This is a genomic window from Bradyrhizobium sp. SZCCHNS3052 (assembly GCF_032484495.1).
In the GTDB taxonomy this organism is placed as follows: Bacteria; Pseudomonadota; Alphaproteobacteria; order Rhizobiales; family Xanthobacteraceae; genus Bradyrhizobium.
In genome coordinates this window covers 1054320-1072213 of sequence record NZ_JAUETB010000001.1, presented here as the reverse complement: position 1 = coordinate 1072213, position 17894 = coordinate 1054320, and the positions used below count along the sequence as shown (strand labels likewise).

Annotated in this window: 18 protein-coding genes; 11 read left to right on the top strand and 7 right to left on the bottom strand. The window is 64.8% G+C overall.

Annotation, left to right across the window (positions count from 1 at the left end; translation table 11 throughout):
* Window positions 1–92: 92 nt before the first annotated feature.
* Window positions 93–1178 carry a substrate-binding domain-containing protein gene (locus QX073_RS04875; protein ID WP_315712378.1) on the top strand — a complete coding sequence of 362 codons (1086 nt, stop codon included), beginning with the start codon at window positions 93–95 and terminating at the stop codon, window positions 1176–1178.
* A 37-nt stretch (window positions 1179–1215) separates the two neighbouring features.
* On the opposite strand, the gene QX073_RS04870 is transcribed toward QX073_RS04875, so the two are convergent.
* Window positions 1216–2079: a TerC family protein gene (locus QX073_RS04870; RefSeq protein ID WP_315712379.1), complete on the bottom strand. Its 864-nt coding sequence runs from the start codon at window positions 2077–2079 to the stop codon at window positions 1216–1218.
* A 78-nt stretch (window positions 2080–2157) separates the two neighbouring features.
* Window positions 2158–2580: a nucleoside-diphosphate kinase gene (gene ndk, locus QX073_RS04865; protein WP_315712380.1), complete on the bottom strand. Its 423-nt coding sequence runs from the start codon at window positions 2578–2580 to the stop codon at window positions 2158–2160.
* Between the two features lie 285 nt (window positions 2581–2865).
* Between ndk and QX073_RS04860 the strand changes: the two genes are divergently transcribed.
* From QX073_RS04860 to QX073_RS04850, 3 genes are all read left to right on the top strand, one after another.
* The gene (locus QX073_RS04860) at window positions 2866–3135 is read left to right on the top strand and encodes a sulfur globule protein precursor (RefSeq protein WP_315712648.1); all 270 of its coding nucleotides are present in this window, start codon (window positions 2866–2868) and stop codon (window positions 3133–3135) included.
* Between the two features lie 189 nt (window positions 3136–3324).
* Window positions 3325–3516 carry a hypothetical protein gene (locus tag QX073_RS04855; RefSeq protein ID WP_315712381.1) on the top strand — a complete coding sequence of 64 codons (192 nt, stop codon included), beginning with the start codon at window positions 3325–3327 and terminating at the stop codon, window positions 3514–3516.
* A 51-nt stretch (window positions 3517–3567) separates the two neighbouring features.
* Window positions 3568–5433 (top strand): ABC-F family ATP-binding cassette domain-containing protein, encoded by a 1866-nt coding sequence (locus QX073_RS04850; protein WP_315749962.1) that lies wholly within the window; start codon window positions 3568–3570, stop codon window positions 5431–5433.
* 131 nt (window positions 5434–5564) lie between these two features.
* Here QX073_RS04850 and QX073_RS04845 read toward each other — a convergent pair whose 3' ends face one another.
* Entirely contained in the window at window positions 5565–5963 is a 399-nt protein-coding gene (locus QX073_RS04845; protein ID WP_316225398.1) for an avidin/streptavidin family protein, read from the bottom strand.
* A gap of 156 nt (window positions 5964–6119) precedes the next feature.
* On the opposite strand from QX073_RS04845, the gene QX073_RS04840 reads away from it, so the two are divergent.
* Entirely contained in the window at window positions 6120–6353 is a 234-nt protein-coding gene (locus QX073_RS04840; RefSeq protein WP_315712384.1) for an acetyl-CoA carboxylase biotin carboxyl carrier protein subunit, read from the top strand.
* On the opposite strand, the gene QX073_RS04835 is transcribed toward QX073_RS04840, so the two are convergent.
* The 4 genes from QX073_RS04835 to QX073_RS04820 all read right to left on the bottom strand — a co-directional run bounded on the left by QX073_RS04835 (window position 6350) and on the right by QX073_RS04820 (window position 9880).
* A complete protein-coding gene (locus QX073_RS04835; protein WP_316225397.1) occupies window positions 6350–7168 on the bottom strand; it encodes a phytanoyl-CoA dioxygenase family protein in 819 nt (272 codons plus the stop codon). The genes QX073_RS04840 and QX073_RS04835 overlap by 4 nt on opposite strands.
* 15 nt (window positions 7169–7183) lie before the next feature.
* Window positions 7184–7678 carry a hypothetical protein gene (locus QX073_RS04830; protein WP_315712649.1) on the bottom strand — a complete coding sequence of 165 codons (495 nt, stop codon included), beginning with the start codon at window positions 7676–7678 and terminating at the stop codon, window positions 7184–7186.
* 204 nt (window positions 7679–7882) lie between these two features.
* A complete protein-coding gene (locus tag QX073_RS04825; protein WP_315749957.1) occupies window positions 7883–8335 on the bottom strand; it encodes a DNA polymerase III subunit chi in 453 nt (150 codons plus the stop codon).
* A gap of 9 nt (window positions 8336–8344) precedes the next feature.
* Window positions 8345–9880 (bottom strand): leucyl aminopeptidase, encoded by a 1536-nt coding sequence (locus tag QX073_RS04820; RefSeq protein ID WP_316225396.1) that lies wholly within the window; start codon window positions 9878–9880, stop codon window positions 8345–8347.
* A 339-nt stretch (window positions 9881–10219) separates the two neighbouring features.
* Between QX073_RS04820 and lptF the strand changes: the two genes are divergently transcribed.
* From lptF to rsmA, 6 genes are all read left to right on the top strand, one after another.
* Window positions 10220–11389 (top strand): LPS export ABC transporter permease LptF, encoded by a 1170-nt coding sequence (gene lptF, locus QX073_RS04815; protein WP_315749956.1) that lies wholly within the window; start codon window positions 10220–10222, stop codon window positions 11387–11389.
* Window positions 11386–12483, top strand: a complete 1098-nt coding sequence (lptG, locus tag QX073_RS04810; protein WP_315712392.1) for an LPS export ABC transporter permease LptG — start codon at window positions 11386–11388, stop codon at window positions 12481–12483. The genes lptF and lptG overlap by 4 nt, the downstream gene beginning before the upstream one ends.
* Window positions 12483–14993, top strand: coding sequence for an LPS-assembly protein LptD (locus QX073_RS04805; RefSeq protein WP_315712394.1), 2511 nt, complete (start codon window positions 12483–12485; stop codon window positions 14991–14993). The genes lptG and QX073_RS04805 overlap by 1 nt, the downstream gene beginning before the upstream one ends.
* Window positions 14994–15097: 104 nt before the next feature.
* Window positions 15098–16036, top strand: coding sequence for a SurA N-terminal domain-containing protein (locus QX073_RS04800; RefSeq protein WP_315712396.1), 939 nt, complete (start codon window positions 15098–15100; stop codon window positions 16034–16036).
* Window positions 16036–17037, top strand: coding sequence for a 4-hydroxythreonine-4-phosphate dehydrogenase PdxA (gene pdxA, locus QX073_RS04795; RefSeq protein WP_316225395.1), 1002 nt, complete (start codon window positions 16036–16038; stop codon window positions 17035–17037). The genes QX073_RS04800 and pdxA overlap by 1 nt, the downstream gene beginning before the upstream one ends.
* Window positions 17034–17894, top strand: a complete 861-nt coding sequence (rsmA, locus tag QX073_RS04790; RefSeq protein WP_315712399.1) for a 16S rRNA (adenine(1518)-N(6)/adenine(1519)-N(6))-dimethyltransferase RsmA — start codon at window positions 17034–17036, stop codon at window positions 17892–17894. The genes pdxA and rsmA overlap by 4 nt, the downstream gene beginning before the upstream one ends.

Genomic DNA, 17894 nt, shown 5'->3' with positions numbered 1-17894 from the left:
AATGAAGGTAAGAACAAATATCTGTTCGTAAATATGATATCTGTTGCCTATGGCCGGCGGTCATATGAAGCCGACTTCACAAGCGGGCCCTGATGTTGCGGATCGCGATCGAACCTGTCTGGCGCTTCTACAAGGACGACGGCCCGCAGAGCATCGTCGTGATGCTCCGCGTGCTCAGTGAAATCGGGAGGACGGGTAAGATCACCAGCGCGGCCAGTGACGCGCATCTTTCCTATCGTCACGTCTGGAATCTGATCGAGCAGTGGTCTGAATTCTTCGGCGTGCCGCTGGTCGAGACCCAGCGCGGCAAAGGATCGAAGCTCACGGCGTTCGGCGACAAGCTGGTCTGGGCGGGCGAGCGCATGCAGGCTCGCCTCGGCCCGCAGCTCGACAATCTGGCGCAGGAGCTGGTGACCGAGATCAAGCCGTTCCTGCAGTCGCATCCTGGCGTGATCCGCGTTCACGCCAGCCACGGCTTTGCCGTCGCCAAGCTGCGCGAGCTGTTGGATCGCGAGTCAGGCGTCGGGGTCGATGTCCGCTATGTCAGCAGCCAGCATTCGCTGGCCTCGCTGGCGCAAGGAGAATGCGACCTGTCGGGGCTGCATCTGCCGCGCGGCGAGCTGCGTGCCCAGAACATCCAGGCCTGCCGGGATTGGCTCGATCCCAAGCAGGACTGCGTCATCAGCTTCGTGACCCGCGAGATGGGGCTGATGGTCAAGCGCGGCAATCCGCTGTCCATCCGTTCATTGGCCGATCTTGCCGACGGCAGGGCGCGCTTCGTCAATCGCGATCATGATTCCGGCACCCGCCTGTTGTTCGATCAGTTGCTCGCGTCACAAGGCATCGACGAAACCAGCATCAATGGCGCGCAGCAGATCGAGTTCACCCATGCCGCCGTCGCCGCCTATGTCGCGAGCGGCATGGCCGACGTCTGCTTCGGCGTCGAGGCTGCCGCGCGGCAGTTCGGGCTCGACTTCATCCGTATCCTCACCGAGGACTATTTCTTCGCCTGCCATAAATCGTTTCTGGAAACCGACCCGATGCGGCGGGTGCTCGAGGTGATGAAGGGCGACGAATTCCATCGCGCCGTTGCTGCCCTGCCCGGCTACCAGCCAGCGGCCACGGGATCGGTCCACACCGTCCGCGAATTCCTCGATCGGCTGGATGCGGAGTCCTGACGCCGCCCGGTCGGATGCGGCGCGTCCTGACGATCAGCTACGGCAGATCGACGCCGCGCGCCGGCACCGGCTGCAGCTCGCTCTCGGCCTGACGCTGCAGCGCGCGGCCGCGCCAGATCGAGCCGGCGATCAGCACCACACCGGCGCCGATCAGCGACATCAGCGTCTCCATGACATCGACATGGCTCGCGAGATTGGTCTTGCCGGCGAACAGCGCCGAGGTCGCCTCGATGTTGATGAGGACGGTGCCGTCGAGCAGATGGTGCAGCATCGGCTCGATCGCGGGATCGGTCGCGATCACCTCGCCGGCCACCCAGCCGAGCAGCATCGCGCCGAGCCAGACCAGCAGCGGGACCCGATCGAGCACCAGCATGATCAGCGCGGCACCCGCGATGATCAGCGGGATGCTCATGGCAAGGCCGATGATCAGCAGGGACGCCTGGCCGTTGGCGGCCGCAGCCACCGCGATCACGTTGTCGAGGCTCATCACGAGGTCGGCGAGCGCGACGATGCGGACCGCATGCCACAGCGTCGTGCCGGCCGCGATCTCGTCGTTCTCGTCCTCGGGCACCAGCAGCTTGGCGGCGATCACGATCAGTGCCAGCCCGCCGATCAATTTCAGGTATGGCAGCGCCATCAGGGTGGCGACGATGCCGGTAAAGGCGATGCGCAATGCGACGGCAATGCCGGAGCCGGCCACCATGCCCCAGAAGCGATGCTTGCCGTGCAGGCCGCGGCAGGCGAGCGCGATGACCAGCGCATTGTCGCCCGACAACAGCACGTTGATCCAGACGATCTTGCCGAGCGCGAGCCAGAAGCCCGGGCTCTGCAGGTCGGCCTCGAATTGAGCGAGCACATGGCCGAAGCTGGCGGAATCGGCGAGTTGCGATAGCCAGTTCACGGCCGGGCCTTTCAGATAAGTTCAGCGCAGAGCACGAAGGTCGTGCGGCTGAGGGGGCCTCAGCCGCACGAGGATCGATCAACCGACGATCTCGTTGCCGGAGAAGAACTGCGCGATCTCGATCGCTGCCGTTTCCGCCGCGTCGGAACCGTGCACCGAGTTCTCGCCGATCGACTTCGCATGCAGCTTGCGGATGGTACCGTCGGCCGCCTTCGACGGGTCGGTGGCGCCCATCACGTCGCGGTACTTCAGGATGGCGCCCTCGCCCTCCAGCACCTGGACCACGACCGGGCCGGAGATCATGAAATCGACCAGTTCGCCGAAGAATGGCCGCGCCTTGTGCACGGCATAGAAGGTCTCGGCCTGATCGCGGGTCATGCGGATGCGCTTCTGGGCCACGATCCGCAGGCCGGCCTTCTCGATCAGCGCGTTGATCGCGCCGGTGAGATTACGCTCGGTCGCGTCGGGCTTGATGATCGAAAAGGTGCGCTCAATCGCCATGATATCGTCCTTGGAGGTGCGGGATTTCGGTGAGTTGCGGGCTTATATCGACGCGATCGGCCGACGGCAAGCGACCGGGCTCCCTGCCGGAGCGCGACGCCTTACGACAATTTCACGATTCTGAACATAGTCTGAAGGCTCCGTGCCACCCGTGTTCAGCTCGAAGCTCCTAGGGTGTTGGCATCGGGCGAGGACGAGCCAGCAATACGACCGGTGGCCGCCCTCTCCCAGCCTCATCCGTCGGACAATTTCGGCGCCACCAGCGCTGTCATCCAGGAGACGATCATGTTGCGCAAACTCTCCCTCATCGCGGCGGCCACCGTTGCCCTCGGCGCAGCCGCCCTCGCCCCGACTGCCGCCTCGGCTCACTGGCATGGCGGCTGGCATGGGGGCGGTTGGCACGGAGGCTACGGCGGATGGCACCGTCCGTTCTACGGCCCGCGCTTCTTCGTCGGTGGCCCGGTCTACAGCTACGGCTATGGCGGCTGCTACGTGCGCCGCGTGGTTCCGACCCCGTGGGGACCGCGCTGGCGGTGGATCAACCGCTGCTATTGATACGAGCCTCGGCGCGGCACCCGCCCCCCGCCGCACCGAACTCGCATCGCCCCGGCGTCTCCCCCACGCCGGGGCTTTTTTTGTGCATTTTCAACCTCATTTCGGGGTCTTCCGGTCGGGAGCGGGAAACAAATCGAGCGGTCACGACTTGTTACGGCATCGTCCTGCAACTGCTCGTGGAACTCCCTCATGTCTGGCCGCACCGCCGATTTCAGCGAGGCGCTCGATCGCAAGACCAGCCGGTCGATCTGCGAGGCCGTCGGCGAACGCCTGCAACGCAGCCTGCCGCCGGACGGCTCTCGTCTGCCGGCTCAGCTTGCGGACCTGATGAACGAGTTGCGAAAGCGCGACGAGACCGGGATGAGCCTCTCCGGCCGCTGAGACCGCGACAAAGCGGTTGCCTTTGGCCGCGCGCGCGGTGACAAGGCGCGCATGCTTTCCATCACCGACATCTCCATCCGCCTCGCCGGACGGCTTCTCATCGACCAGAGCTCAGTGCAGATTCCGCCCGGCGCGCGCGTCGGACTGGTCGGCCGCAACGGCACCGGCAAGTCGACCCTGTTCAAGGCGATCCGCGGCGAACTGTCGCTGGAGACCGGCAGCATCACCGTGCCGCCGCGGTGGCGCATCGGCAGCCTGGCCCAGGAAGCCCCGAGCGGGCCCGAAAGCCTGATCGAGGTGGTTCTCCGGGCCGACCTCGAGCGGCATGCGCTGCTGCAGGAGGCCGAGACCGCCCATGACGCACACCGCATCGCCGAGATCCAGACCCGGCTCGTCGACATCGACGCGCATTCCGCCCCAGCGCGCGCGGCCGCTATTCTCAGCGGCCTTGGATTTTCCGCCGCGGATCAGGCGCGAGCCTGCGCCGAGTTCTCCGGCGGCTGGCGCATGCGGGTCGCCCTTGCGGCAACGCTGTTCGCCGCGCCCGACCTGCTCCTGCTGGACGAGCCGACCAACTATCTCGACCTCGAGGGCACGCTGTGGCTCGAGGATCATCTGGCGCATTATCCGCGCACGGTGATCGTGATCAGCCACGACCGCGATCTCCTGGAAACCTCCGTCGACCAGATCCTGCATCTCGACCGTTGCAAGCTCACGCTGTATCGCGGCAGCTACTCCTCCTACGAGGAACAGCGCGCCACCCGCGAGATGCTCGATGCCAAGGCGGTCAAGCGCCAGGAAGCGGAGCGCGCGCGGCTGCAGGCCTTCGTCGAGCGCTTCAAGGCCAAGGCCTCGAAGGCGCGCCAGGCGCAGTCCCGCGTCAAGATGCTGGAGCGGATGAAGCCGATCACCGCGCTCGTCACCCAGGACGTGCACGAGATCACCTTCCCCGCACCGGAGCGACTGCTGTCGCCGCCGATCATCGCGGTCGACAACGCCTCGGTCGGCTACGATCCCGCGCAACCGGTGCTCAACAGAGTCACCTTACGCATCGACAATGACGACCGCGTCGCATTGCTCGGCGCCAACGGCAATGGCAAGTCCACGCTGGTGAAGCTGCTCGCCGGCCGGCTCACACCGTTTTCCGGCAAGGTCACGCGCGCCGACAAGCTGTCGATCGCCTATTTCGCCCAGCACCAGCTCGATGAGCTGGACGAGACTGGATCGCCGTATAGTCACGTGCGCAAGCTGATGGGCGATGCGCCGGAATCGAAAGTGCGCGCGCGCGCCGGCGCGATCGGATTTTCCGGCAAGGCCGCCGACACGCTGGTGAAGAGCCTGTCGGGCGGCGAGAAGGCGCGGCTGCTGCTCGGGCTCGCGACCTTCTTCGGCCCCAACATGATCATCCTGGACGAGCCGACCAACCATCTCGACATCGACAGCCGCGCCGCGCTGGCCGAAGCGATCAACGAATTTCCCGGCGCCGTGATCATGGTGTCGCACGATCGCTATCTGATCGAGGCCTGCGCCGACCGCCTCTGGGTCGTCGCCGACCGCACCGTGAAGACCTATGATGGCGACCTCGATGACTACAGGCGCATGGTCTTGTCGACGCGCAGCGCGCCGGCCCGCGACAACGAGCGCTCTCAGGTCGCCGAGAAGACCGAGCGGCCCCGCAGCGACAACAAGCGCAGCGGGCTGAAGCAGAAGATTGCGGCAGCCGAAGCCGAGATCGCCCGCATCACCGAGATCATCGCCAAGATCGACGGCGCGCTGTCGCTGCCCGACATCTTCACGCGCGACCCGAAGCAGGCCGCGCAATTGTCGAAGGCGCGGGCCAATGCCGCCGACGCGCTGGCGCGCGCCGAGGAGCAGTGGCTGGAAGCCAGCACGCTGCATGACGAGGCGGGGAGCTGAAGTGCCCCGAGCCTCGGATCGGCATTCGGCCGAAAGTCGCCGATAGCTCGGCTTTCAGCTGCTTCCAAGCCGAAAGCCTTCGCGGTCGGCGGCTAGCACGGCTGAAGGCGGGATCGGTGCGAGCGACCGGATCAATTGGTTCGCTGGAACAGGTCGGCACCCGGCAGATTGCCGAGATCACCGTTGGGCTGAATGTAGAAGAGATTCCAATTCGCCCGAAGTTGATTGCCGCCGACTTGGCCTCTCCAACGCGTGATGGAATTGCACTGAGCAAAAGTCACGACCAGCATAACGGCGCTGCCGGCGGATCTGCCGGATACCGGATAGGGAATACCCTGGCATGCGAACCCAGATGCGTTGTTGGTGAATTGCCCTCGCACCTGCCCATCGGTGACTGACCAGATCTCGAGAACCGAGCCTCGTTGATTGGTCCATCTCGACGGCGCCGGCAGGACGTCGGCAAGCGCAGCAATCGACGAAACCACGACAATCATGCCTGCGAAAAGATACTTGCTGAAGAACCACTTCATGGCGCGCCTCGCTATGCCCAGAGCTAGAGGTAGCAACGATGACTACATACATCCATAAGATTGAAAGCGCCATTGTAGCAGAATCAAAATTGCTCTACTTTTGGTAGCCGACGTTGATGTTTGAGGTTCGATTGAGGCGATTCAGGAGGACGAAACATGAACAAGCAGCTTTACGCTCGACTTGACGGCCTGCTCTACGACGTCTGCGTCAAGGCCGGCCAAAAGGTGAAGACCGGTGAGGTCCTCTACGTCATCGAGGCGGCCAAATCACAACTGTCGGTGAAAGCTCCCTACTCCGGGACAATCAGTCAGGTCAGGCGCAAAGCGGGCGATACCTTGAACGCGACCGATGTCGTGATGGAGCTGGATGCGGAGGACGCGGCAGCTTAATCGTCGCCGAAGTTCGGAGTCCTCTGCAGATGGATCGGCGACGACGCGCCGTTGTAGACCGTCGCTCGATCCAGCACGCGCTCGGCCTCGGCGGACGGCCAGGATCTTTCGATCTTGGGCCGCTTTCTGTCGAAGGCGCATTGCAGCCCCTCCGGGAGATCCGACCAGAACGGCACGAAGGACAATACGATCAGGGCTCGGTCTTCGCTCGAATTGTTCGCATGGGATGCGTGAAGGAGCCTGCCGTCGCGAACGATGAGATCCCCCTTCCGAACAGCAACATCAACTTCGTCTGGCCTTGTGGAAACCAGCACGTCGTCGACAGGCAGAACCCGATCGGGATGTGTCGGCCTGCCCTCGATCAATTCATGTAGATCGTTCTTGCGCCGATGACTGCCGGGAAGCACGCGCAAGCATCCGTTTGCAGCGCTCGTGTCGGTCAAATAGTACATGAAATAGAGAATTGGAGGCGTGGCGCCGTAACTCACGGCGCTCGACCAGCCCCACCAATCCTGGTGCCAGTGCAGCCTCGGACATCCGGCCGGCTTGGAGATCAGAAATCCAGCAAAAAAGCGCGCATCCCGGTATCCGGCGCGCTCCAACAATTCATATTGTGCATCGAAGAGAATGATCGGCGCGAAATCGACCGAAAAGTTGACCGAGACAACAAGCCCGAGATGGGGCTCCGCTCTCGCCTCACGACTGGCCCGAGACTTGATTCGATTGCCGGCCTCCAACAATTCGCGAGGAAGAAAATCACGGCGCACCGCATACCCGGCCTCCTCCAACTCGCGACGGAGGCCGGTTATTTGCATGGCCGCCTCCCGCCGTCAGCTCGTCCGCTTCTTCGCCTTCGGCTTCGCCACCTTCGGCGCCGGTCCCGGATCGGGCGCGCGCTCGACCGAGGTCAGGCGGCCGGAGCTGAACGTGTAGACGCCGGCGCGTGCGCCGCGCAGCCAGGTCACCGTGGCCACGCGCTCGCCGCCATTGCTCGAGATGTTGACGTTGTCGGGTGCACCGATGCCGCGCACCACGTCGCATTCGGTGTGGCCGAGTGCGACGGTGCCGCCGGCAGCCGGCGTCGCGGCGGCGGGATCATTCGCCAGCGCGTTCGCGCCCGCAGCATCGGCCGCAGGCGCCATGCCCGGGCATGCGCCTTCGGCGCTCACAAGATCCTCAGCCGTGACCGGCTTGTCCGGCGTCAGCGGCGGCGCGTCGATCGAGATGTTTCTGATGAACAGGCGCTGCGGCCGGTTGAACCACTCGGCGTCCTTGGACAGGAAATCGGGCGTGCTCGAGCATCCGGCGACGACCGGGGCAAGCACAAGGAACGCCAGAGCGCGCGTCAGCTGTTTGGTGTGGTCTCGCACGATGAACCTTGCTGAATTGCAACCTGTGGACACTCTAACGTGTTGTCCCAACATCACTTTGCGGCACGTTCGTGACTTTGCCAACGCTCTGCCGGTAAATCGGCAGATTATCATTAATCACGCGGCGCTGCCATCATCGGCGCTTCACGGGCCTCCGTATCATTGTCGGCGCTGCCAGCGCCCCCGTTCATCCGCCTGCCAGTAGGTGACCTCGAATCCCCGCGATTTGCAATCGGTCCACGCCGATCTCGCAGCCGCGAGCGCGTCCGCATCATCGCCGTTGAACACGAGCACCATGCGCTCGTAGCTGTGCGAGTCCGATGGCAGCGCCGCGTTATCCACCAGGAAACGGACGTTCGCGCCGTTGGGATTGCTTTCTTCCACCGCGAGCACGATCGGCTGGTCGGCCACATCGGCCACCCGCCAGGTGGCGTGCGGCAGAAACGAATCGTCGCGATAGGTCCACAGATGCGCATCGAGCGCATCCGCGCGCTCCTCCGATGTCGACTGCACCACGACGCGCCAACCGCGCTCGAGCGACTTCTCGAGCAGCGGCGGCAGCACGCCTTCCACGGTCATGTTCTGCAGGTGGTAGAACAGGACTTCGGTCATCGCCCCGCGTCACGCCTTGGCGCCGGATTTGGCTTCGGCTTTGGTGTCGGATCTGGATTCGTAGGAGTCCCACACCAGCCGATCGAGCAGCCGGACGCCATAGCCCGATCCCCAGCTCTGGTTGATCTCCGATTTCGGCGCGCCCATCGCGGTGCCGGCGATGTCGAGATGCGCCCACGGCGTGTCGTTGACGAAGCGCTGCAGGAATTGCGCGGCGGTGATCGAGCCGCCATGGCGCCCGCCGGTATTCTTCATGTCGGCGAACTGCGAATCGATCAGCTTGTCGTATTCGTGGCCGAGCGGCATGCGCCACACCTTCTCACCCGTCTCCTGCCCCGCCTTGAACAGCTTGTCGGCGAGATCATCATTGTTGGTGAAGAGACCGGCATGCTCGGTGCCGAGCGCGACCATGATCGCGCCGGTCAAGGTCGCCAGGTCGATCATGAATTTCGGCTTGAACTTGGTCGCGACGTACCACAGCACGTCGGCGAGCACGAGGCGGCCCTCCGCATCGGTGTTGATGATCTCGATGGTCTGGCCCGACATCGAGGTGACGATGTCGCCCGGACGCTGGGCGTTGCCGTCCGGCATGTTCTCGACCAGGCCGATGGCGACGATCACGTTGGCCTTGGCCTTGCGTGCGGCGAGTGCATGCATCAGGCCGACGACGCAGGCCGCGCCGCCCATGTCGCCCTTCATATCCTCCATCGAGCCGGCCGGCTTGATCGAGATGCCGCCGGTGTCGAAGCACACGCCCTTGCCGATGAAGGCGACCGGCTGCTCGCCGCGCTTGCCGCCATTGTAGTGCATCACGACGGTGCGGCTCGGCCGTGCCGAGCCCTGGCCGACGCCGAGCAGCGCGCCCATGCCGAGTTTCTTCATCGCGGGCACGTCGAGGATCTCGACGGTGACGCCTAGCTTGCGCAAGGCGGCAGCGCGTTTGGCGAACTCCTCCGGGTAGAGCACGTTCGGCGGCTCGTTGACGAGATCGCGCGCCAGTATCACCCCGTCGGTCACGTGGGATCGCGGCGCGAAGGCCTTCTTGGCCGCCGCGACGTCCGCCACGGCGATCGAGACATTGGCGCTGACGGCGCCCTCCTCATCCTTCTTCTTGGTCTTGTAACGGTCGAACCGATAGGCCCGCAGCCGGATCCCGGCGGCCAGCGAGCTGACCTGATCCGGCAACAGCGGTCCCGAAGGCAGCTCGGCGAGCACCGCCACCGCTTCAGTTCCGGCGTTCAGCTTTCCGGCTAAAGTCCCGCCGTATTTGAGGAAATCCTTGTCCTTGAGATCCGAGCCCTTGCCGATGCCGATGACGATCAAGCGCTGAATCTTGATTCCCTCAGGAGCCAGCAGATCCAACACCGCGCCATCCTTGCCCTTGAACCGGGCTGCGCCGGCCGCGCGCTTGATCAGGTCCGAGGCTCCCCCGAGCGCCTTCTCGGTCGCGACTCCAAGTCGCAGGGTGTCATCGCAGAACGCCACAACGATGCCACGCGGGGCGGTCGACAGCGGGACGAAGCCGACCTTGACGGCGTCGGACATCAAGCAATCCTCCAAATTTCGACGTGATGAGCCGCCACGTCCGGCCGAAAACCTCAAGGGCCAGACGCGGATGGCGGCAGTTCGGAACCCAACTTGGCAGCAGTATGGCCTGCCCGGACCGCGGCTGCCAAGCGCCGCGTGGCGGGCCAGTCACAATCATGAAATTTTGACCGTATTTTCGGGGCGCCACGCCACAGCCATTTTGTCGACGGATCAACGAGATGGTAATGATATTCACTGCTCTTGGAACGTCACGGCGACAGCGGCCTTGGGGGACCCGTTTCAAGGGGGGCTGCAGCGCTCGTTCCGGGACTGCTGATTGGGGATCGAGCGCAGACGATGGGGTCCATCGACAGGTACATCTTTCGCACGACGCTGGCGTCGTTCGCGCTGGTGTTGGTCAGCCTCACCGGCGTGATCTGGATTACGCAGGCGTTGCGCGGCATCGACCTGATGACCAGCCAGGGCCAGACGATCCTGACCTTCCTTGGCATCACCGGGCTCGTGATTCCCTCCCTGCTCGGCGTCATCGCGCCGATCGCGCTGATGATCGCGGTCTCGCACACGCTGAACAAGCTGGCGACCGATTCGGAGATCATCGTCATGAACGCCGCCGGCATGTCGCCGATCCGGCTGTTCGTGCCGTTCGCCTATGCCACCTGCGCGGTAGCCGTGCTGGTGACGGTGATCGCCGCCTTCTTCGCCCCCGACGGCCTGCGTCGGATCAAGCAGTGGGATGCCGAGATCACCGCCGACGTGCTCGCCAACATCCTACAGCCCGGGCGGTTCGCGCAGCTCGACCAGAACCTGACCATCCGGATCCGCGAGCGCCAACCCGGCGGTGAGCTGTCCGGCATCCTGATCGACGACCGCCGCGACCCCAAGGAGCGAATCACGATCATCGCCGAGAAGGGCACCGTCGTGAAGAATGCCGACGGCTCGTTCCTGGTGCTGGAGGACGGCAATCTCGAACGCTTCGAGCTCGGCAAGCGCGAGCCGGCGATGGTCGCGTTCGCCCGCTACGCCTTCGACATGTCGAAGTTTTCGAACCAGGGCCGCGACGTCACGCTCGGCATCCGCGAGCGCTATCTGTGGGAACTGATGGCGCCCGCCGAAAACGATCCGATCTACAAGCAGATCCCCGGACAATTCCGCCAGGAATTGCACGACCGCTTCCTGGCGCCGATCTATCCGTTCGCCTTCGCGGCCCTCACCTTCGCATTCCTGGGCGCGCCGCGGACGACACGCCAGAGCCGCAACTTCTCGTTCGGCAGCGCCATTCTCGCCGTGTTCGGCGTCCGCATGGCGGGCTTCGCCTGCTCGGTCATGACTGTGAAGACGCCGATGGCGGCGCTGGTGCAGTACCTCATGCTGTTCGGCGTGCTCGGCCTCAGCATCTGGATCATCATCGGCGGCGTGGTGGTCGAACCGCCGGCGCGGCTGATGGAAGCCATCAACCGGTCGAACGCGCGGATCGCACGCCTGTTCGGAAGGCCGGCCACCGCATGAGCATGGTCACCAACACGCTCGGGCGCTATTTCGCCGGCCGCTTCCTGGTCTCGGCGGTCGGCGTGTTCGCGAGCATCTTCATCCTGCTCGTGCTCGTCGACTACATCGAGATGGTGCGCAAGACCTCCGGGCTCGCCTCGGCCTCGGCGCTGATGGTGGCGGAGACGTCGCTGTTCCGGGTGCCGCAATTGCTCGAGAAGATGATGCCGTTCTGCGTCCTGATCGGCGCCATGACCTGCTATCTCGCGCTGTCGCGCCGACTCGAACTCGTGGTGGCACGCGCGGCCGGAGTCTCCGCCTGGCAGTTCATCGCGCCGGCGCTGGCAAGCGCCATCGTGCTCGGGCTGATGGCGACGACCCTCTACAACCCGATGTCGGCAAATCTGCGCGAGCTCTCCAAGCGCATGGAGGCCGAGCTGTTCGGCGCCGCCCCGGGCGGCGGCGTGCAGGACGCGGCCGGCTTCTGGCTCAACCAGATCAACCCCGACGGCTCTGTCATCATCAATGCCGCGCGCAGCGAGCAGCAGGGCGTCCGCCTGACCGGACTGACCCTGTTCCGTTTTGATACGGACAAGCACTTCAAGGAACGAATCGAAGCGCGCGAGGCGACCCTGGAAGAAGGCCGGTGGGTCTTCCGGTCCGTGCGCCGATTCTCCCTCGATGCGCCGCCGGTCGACGAACCGACGTACATTCTTCCGACCAGCCTGACGCCGGCACAGGTCCGAAACAGCTTCTCCACCCCCGAAACTGTGTCGTTTTGGCAACTTCCGACATACATCCGCTCGTCGGAGAGCTCGGGCTTCGCGACCGCGGGGTACAAACTGCAGTATCATAAGCTGATCGCGCAGCCGTTTTTGCTGGCTGCGATGGTCATGCTGGCTGCGTCCGTGTCGCTCAGGTTCTTCCGAATGGGTGGCGTACAGAAAATGGTTTTGAGTGGCGTGGGCGCCGGGTTTCTGCTCTACGTTCTGTCGAAAGTAACTGAAGATTTGAGCAAGGCTGAGTTGATGAATCCGATCGCTGCGGCGTGGCTGCCGGTGTTCGTCGGCGGCCTCACGGGCTTCATGGCCTTGCTCTACCAGGAGGACGGCTAGTGTCGTTCGTTGCCGTCCGTCAGACAGCGCTCGCCGCGCTTCGGCAGCATGCCGTTGCGCGCGTTGGTTGCGCGCGCGTGCGTCGCGCCGGGTCTGGCGTACTTGGATTCGTTTTGGCCTGCGGGCTCGGCCTGATGGTCGCTGCTGCGACCGCGGTCGTGGCGCCGACCCCTGCCGTCGCGCAGGGCTTCACCTACAATCCGCGCCCGCCCAAGGCGCCGCCGCCGCGCGTCGCCAACGACAACCAGATGCTGGTGCAGGCGACCGAGGTCGATTACGACTACAACAACTCGCGCGTGTCGGCGGTCGGCAACGTGCAACTGTTCTACAACGGCACCTCGGTCGAGGCCGACCGGGTGATCTACGACCAGAAGACCAAGCGCCTGCATGCGGAAGGCAACATCCGCATGACCGACGCCGACGGCAAGATCACCTACGCCAACAGCCTCGATCTGTCGGACGACTATCGTGACGGCTTCGTCGATTCGCTGCGCGTCGAGACCGAGGATCAGACGCGGATGGCGGCGACCCGCGCTGACCGCTCCAAGGGCAATTACACCGTCTTCGAGAACGGCGTGTACACCGCCTGCGCGCCGTGCAAGGACGATCCGAAGAAGCCGCCGCTGTGGCAGGTCAAGGGTGCGCGCATCATCCACGACCAGACCGAGAAGATGCTGTATTTCGAGAACGCCCAGCTCGAATTCTTCGGCGTTCCTCTGGCCTACATCCCCTACTTCTCGACGCCCGATCCGACCGTGAAGCGCAAGAGCGGCTTCCTGATGCCCGGCGTCACCCAGACCGGCGGCTACGGCTTCGGCGTCGACATCCCCTATTACTGGGCGATCGCGCCGGATTACGACGCGACCTTCACGCCGCGCATCACCTCCAAGCAGGGCGTGCTGCTGCAGACCGAGTTCCGCCAGCGCCTCAGCAATGGCGGCTATCAGGTGCGCCTGTACGGCATCGATCAGCTCGACCGCAACGCCTTCGCCGGCCAGCCGGGCGACCGCCAGTTCCGCGGCGGTGTCGACACCAAGGGCCAGTTCGCGCTCAACGACAAGTGGGTCTGGGGCTGGGACGGCATCCTGCTGTCCGACTACATGTTCCTGTCGGATTACCGGCTGGCGCAGTACCGCGACCCGTTCAACTCGTTCATGAGCCTGCCGACCGAGGCGATCTCGCAGCTGTATTTGACCGGCGTTGGCAGCCGCAGCTTCTTCGACGTCAGGGCGATCCACTATCTGAGCTTCTCGGGCAACCAGCAGACCGTGCCGGTGGTCTATCCGGTGCTGGATTACTCGAACGTGCTGAACTATCCCGTGTTCGGCGGCGAGTTCAGCTACAAGACCAACTTCGTCAATCTGAGCCGCCAGACGGCGGTGTTCGATCCGATCACCACCACGGCCAACACCAACGGCCTGTGCACGACGACATCGGCTGACCCGCTTGCGCGCCTGCCGACGCAGTGCCTGCTGCGCGCCACGCCCGGCACCTACACCCGCCTGACTGCGCAGGCGGAGTGGCGGCGGTCGTTCACGGATCCCTACGGCCAGATCTGGACGCCGTTCGCGATCCTGCGCGCGGATGCGATCAACGCCAACGTCTCGAACCAGCCGGGTGTGGGCAACTTCCTGCAGACCGGCGACACCCAGGCGCTGCGGCTGATGCCGACGGTCGGCCTGGAATATCGCTACCCGTTCATCAACGTTCAGCCGTGGGGCACGACGACGATCGAGCCGATCGCGCAAGTGATCATCCGGCCGAACGAGACCTATGCCGGCCGGCTGCCGAACGAGGACGCCCAGAGCATGGTGTTCGACGCCAGCAACCTGTTCAGCGTCGACAAGTTCTCCGGCTACGACCGCGTCGAGGGCGGCGGGCGCGCCAACGTCGGCGTCCAGGCGACCACGCAGTTCGACCGCGGCGGCACCATCAACGTGCTGTTCGGCCAGTCCTATCACCTGTTCGGGATGAACTCGTTCGCGGTGCAGGACGCCAACAACACCGCCATCGGCTCCGGCCTGGACAAGAACGTCTCGGACTACGTGGCGCGGGTCGACTACTCGCCGAACCGCACCTACACGTTCAGCATGCGCAGCCGGTTCGACCAGCAGACCCTGAACATCCAGCGCTTCGAGGCGGAAGCCAAGGCGAACTTCGACCGCTGGTCGGTGGCCCTGACCTACGGCAACTATGCTGCCGATCCGGCGATCGGTTACCTCACCCGTCGTGAGGGCATCCTGGGCAGCGGCTCGGTCAAGGTGGCACCGAACTGGGTCGTGACGGGCGCCGCGCGGTGGGACCTCGCTGCCAACAAGATCAACCAGTATGTGATCGGCGCGGGCTATGTGGACGACTGTTTCGTGCTGGCCGCCAACTATGTAACGTCGTATAACTATACGGCAGGCACCACTCCACCCGTTCTGAGCCATGCCTATATGCTCCAGATCGGGCTTCGGACGCTTGCCACGACCTCGTCGACGGGAACCGGGGCTGGCGGCCTTCAGTAGTGCGGGCCAGTCTCCGACGGGCCGCTCCGTGGGGTTCGAAAGTCCCTCGTCGGGAGCCGTGGCGCGGCTTCCAGTTGGATCAATAGCGACAGCGAAGCTTGGTCATGACGATCGCGTTCTCTCCTCGCCTTCGGGCCCTGGCCATCTGCACTCTTGCCGCACTCGCCTGCGGCATCGGAACGATGTCGGCTCGCGCCCAGAGCATCGTCGTCATGGTCAATGGCGATCCCATCACCGACTATGACATCGAGCAGCGCACCAAGCTGAACTTCCTGAGCACGCGCAAGCATCAGTCCCGCCAGGAGATCATCGACGAGCTGATCGACGACAAGGTGAAAATCAAGGAAGGCAAGAAGTTCGGCGTCGAGCCGACCGCCTCCGACGTCGACCAATCGTTTGCTGGCATGGGCTCTCGCATGAGACTCAACCCGGAACAGTTGACCAAATCGCTGGAGAGCCAGGGCGTGCGGCCGGAGACGCTGAAGGCCCGCATCAAGGCCGAGATCGTCTGGAGCAGCCTGGTGCGCGGCCGCTACAAGGAGCGCCTGCTCGTCTCCGACAAGGACGTCGCCGCGGCTGTCGCCGCCGCCGGCGGCGACGGCGATCAGCAGGGCCAGGCGTTCGAGTACAAGATGCAGCCGATCGTGCTGATCGTGTCGAACTCCTCGAACCAGGGCTTGATGGAAGCACGTCACAAGGAGGCGGAGGCGCTGCGCTCACGGGTGCAGACCTGCGCCGAAGCCAACAACATCTTCAAGACGACGGCGAACGCGGTCATCAAGGAAATCGTCGTCAAGACGTCCGCCGACATTCCGCCGAATCTGCGCAAGCTGCTCGATGACACACCGATCGGCCACCTGACACCGCCGGAAGCGACGCGGCAGGGCATTCAGATGGTGGCGCTCTGCTCGCGGACTCCGACCACGATCGACACGCCGAAGAAGCGCGAGATCAAGGAGCAGATGTACACCAAGAAATACGAGGCCACCTCCAAGGCCTATCTGCAGGAAGTCCGCAAGGCGGCGATGATCGAATATCGCTGATGACGAAGCCGCTCGCGCTGACCCTGGGGGAACCGGCAGGCATCGGCCCCGACATCACCCTGCAGGCGTGGCTGCGCCGCGCCGAGCTCGGACTCCCCGCCTTCTACGTGCGCGGTGATCCTGCCTTCCTGGCTCAGCGCGCCAAGCTGCTCGACCTCCCCGTCACCGTGGACGAGGTTCGTCCCGAACAAGCGGCGCAGGCGTTTGCGACCGCGCTGCCCGTGGTCCCCACCGGGCACGCCGTGACGGCCCTGCCGGGCCGCCCGGACACGACGAGTGCCGAGGCGGCCATCGGCTCGATCCGGGAGGCCGTGGCCGACGTGAGGGCCGGACGCGCGAGCGCCGTCGTGACCAACCCGATCGCCAAGGCCGTGCTCTACCGTGCCGGCTTCTCGCATCCCGGCCATACCGAATTTCTCGCCGAGCTCGCCGCGGATGGCGGAGCCACGCCACAGCCGGTCATGATGCTGTGGTCGCCTGTTCTCGCCGTGGTGCCTGTGACGATCCACGTCGCGTTGCGCGATGCGATCGACCAGCTGACGAGCCCGCTGATCACGTCGACGACGCGAATCGTCGCGGCGAGCCTGCGCCGCTATTTCGGCGTATCGCGGCCGCGCATTGCGATGTCGGGCCTCAATCCGCATGCGGGCGAGGACGGCACGCTCGGCACCGAAGAGGACACGATCATCGCGCCCGCGATCGCAACCTTGCGCAATGCCGGCCTCGACGTGCAGGGACCGCTGCCGGCAGACACGATGTTTCATGAAGCCGCGCGCAAGACCTATGACTGCGCCATCTGCATGTACCACGATCAGGCACTGATCCCGATCAAGACGCTGGCGTTCGACGAGGGCGTCAACGTGACGCTCGGCCTGCCCTTCATCCGCACCTCGCCCGACCACGGCACGGCGTTCGACATTGCCGGCAAGGGCACCGCCAATCCGGCGAGCCTGATCGCGGCGCTCGAGCTCGCGGCGCGCATGGCCAGCCAGTCGTCATGAGCGCGATCGACGACCTCCCGCCGCTGCGCGAGGTCATTCGCGATCATCAGCTGTCGGCTCGCAAGGCACTCGGCCAGAACTTCCTGCTCGATCTCAATCTCACCGCCCGGATCGCGCGCGCCGCCGGCCCGCTGGAGGACGCCACCGTGGTGGAGATCGGCCCCGGTCCGGGAGGCCTGACGCGGGCGCTGCTCGCGCTCGGCGCGCGCCACGTGATCGCGGTCGAGCACGACGAGCGCGCGATCCCGGCGCTGCAGGCGATCGCCGCGCGCTATCCGGGGCGGCTCGAAATCGTCTGCACCGACGCCCGCACCTTCGACGTCCGGCCCTACCTCGGCAGCACCAAGGCGAAGATCGTCGCCAACCTGCCCTACAACATCGCGACGCACCTCCTGATCGGCTGGCTTTCCGCAGAGCCGTGGCCGCCCTGGTACGACATGATGGTGCTGATGTTTCAGCGCGAGGTCGCCGAGCGCATCGTCGCGCGCGAGAACGAGGACGCCTATGGCCGGCTTGGCGTGCTCGCCAACTGGCGCTGCGAGACCAAGATCCTGTTCGACATCTCGCCGTCCGCCTTCGTGCCGCCGCCGAAGGTCACGTCGTCCGTGGTGCGGCTGGTGCCGCGCCCGTCGCCCGAACCCTGCGACCGCCGCGCGCTCGAGCAGGTCGCCGCCGCCGCCTTCGGCCAGCGCCGCAAGATGCTGCGGCAGAGCCTGAAGTCGCTGCCGGCGGATCCCGCGCGGCTCGCAGCCGCCGCAGGCGTCGATCCCACCCGCCGCGCCGAGACCATTCCGGTGTCGGGCTTTGTTGCCATGGCCCGCGAATTGACCAATAGTCGCGACGCGAACAAGTCTTAA

Excerpts from the sequence above, each read along its gene's own strand:
- QX073_RS04855 (WP_315712381.1), top strand. The coding sequence starts at position 3,325 with ATGTCTGGCCGCACCGCCGATTTCAGCGAGGCGCTCGATCGCAAGACC.
- QX073_RS04825 (WP_315749957.1), bottom strand. The coding sequence starts at position 8,335 with ATGACCGAAGTCCTGTTCTACCACCTGCAGAACATGACCGTGGAAGGC.
- QX073_RS04835 (WP_316225397.1), bottom strand. The coding sequence starts at position 7,168 with ATGCAAATAACCGGCCTCCGTCGCGAGTTGGAGGAGGCCGGGTATGCG.
- QX073_RS04860 (WP_315712648.1), top strand. The coding sequence starts at position 2,866 with ATGTTGCGCAAACTCTCCCTCATCGCGGCGGCCACCGTTGCCCTCGGC.
- lptG (WP_315712392.1), top strand. The coding sequence starts at position 11,386 with ATGAGCATGGTCACCAACACGCTCGGGCGCTATTTCGCCGGCCGCTTC.
- QX073_RS04850 (WP_315749962.1), top strand. The coding sequence starts at position 3,568 with ATGCTTTCCATCACCGACATCTCCATCCGCCTCGCCGGACGGCTTCTC.
- QX073_RS04820 (WP_316225396.1), bottom strand. The coding sequence starts at position 9,880 with ATGTCCGACGCCGTCAAGGTCGGCTTCGTCCCGCTGTCGACCGCCCCG.
- pdxA (WP_316225395.1), top strand. The coding sequence starts at position 16,036 with ATGACGAAGCCGCTCGCGCTGACCCTGGGGGAACCGGCAGGCATCGGC.
- QX073_RS04875 (WP_315712378.1), top strand. The coding sequence starts at position 93 with ATGTTGCGGATCGCGATCGAACCTGTCTGGCGCTTCTACAAGGACGAC.
- ndk (WP_315712380.1), bottom strand. The coding sequence starts at position 2,580 with ATGGCGATTGAGCGCACCTTTTCGATCATCAAGCCCGACGCGACCGAG.
- QX073_RS04840 (WP_315712384.1), top strand. The coding sequence starts at position 6,120 with ATGAACAAGCAGCTTTACGCTCGACTTGACGGCCTGCTCTACGACGTC.
- QX073_RS04800 (WP_315712396.1), top strand. The coding sequence starts at position 15,098 with ATGACGATCGCGTTCTCTCCTCGCCTTCGGGCCCTGGCCATCTGCACT.
- lptF (WP_315749956.1), top strand. The coding sequence starts at position 10,220 with ATGGGGTCCATCGACAGGTACATCTTTCGCACGACGCTGGCGTCGTTC.
- rsmA (WP_315712399.1), top strand. The coding sequence starts at position 17,034 with ATGAGCGCGATCGACGACCTCCCGCCGCTGCGCGAGGTCATTCGCGAT.
- QX073_RS04845 (WP_316225398.1), bottom strand. The coding sequence starts at position 5,963 with ATGAAGTGGTTCTTCAGCAAGTATCTTTTCGCAGGCATGATTGTCGTG.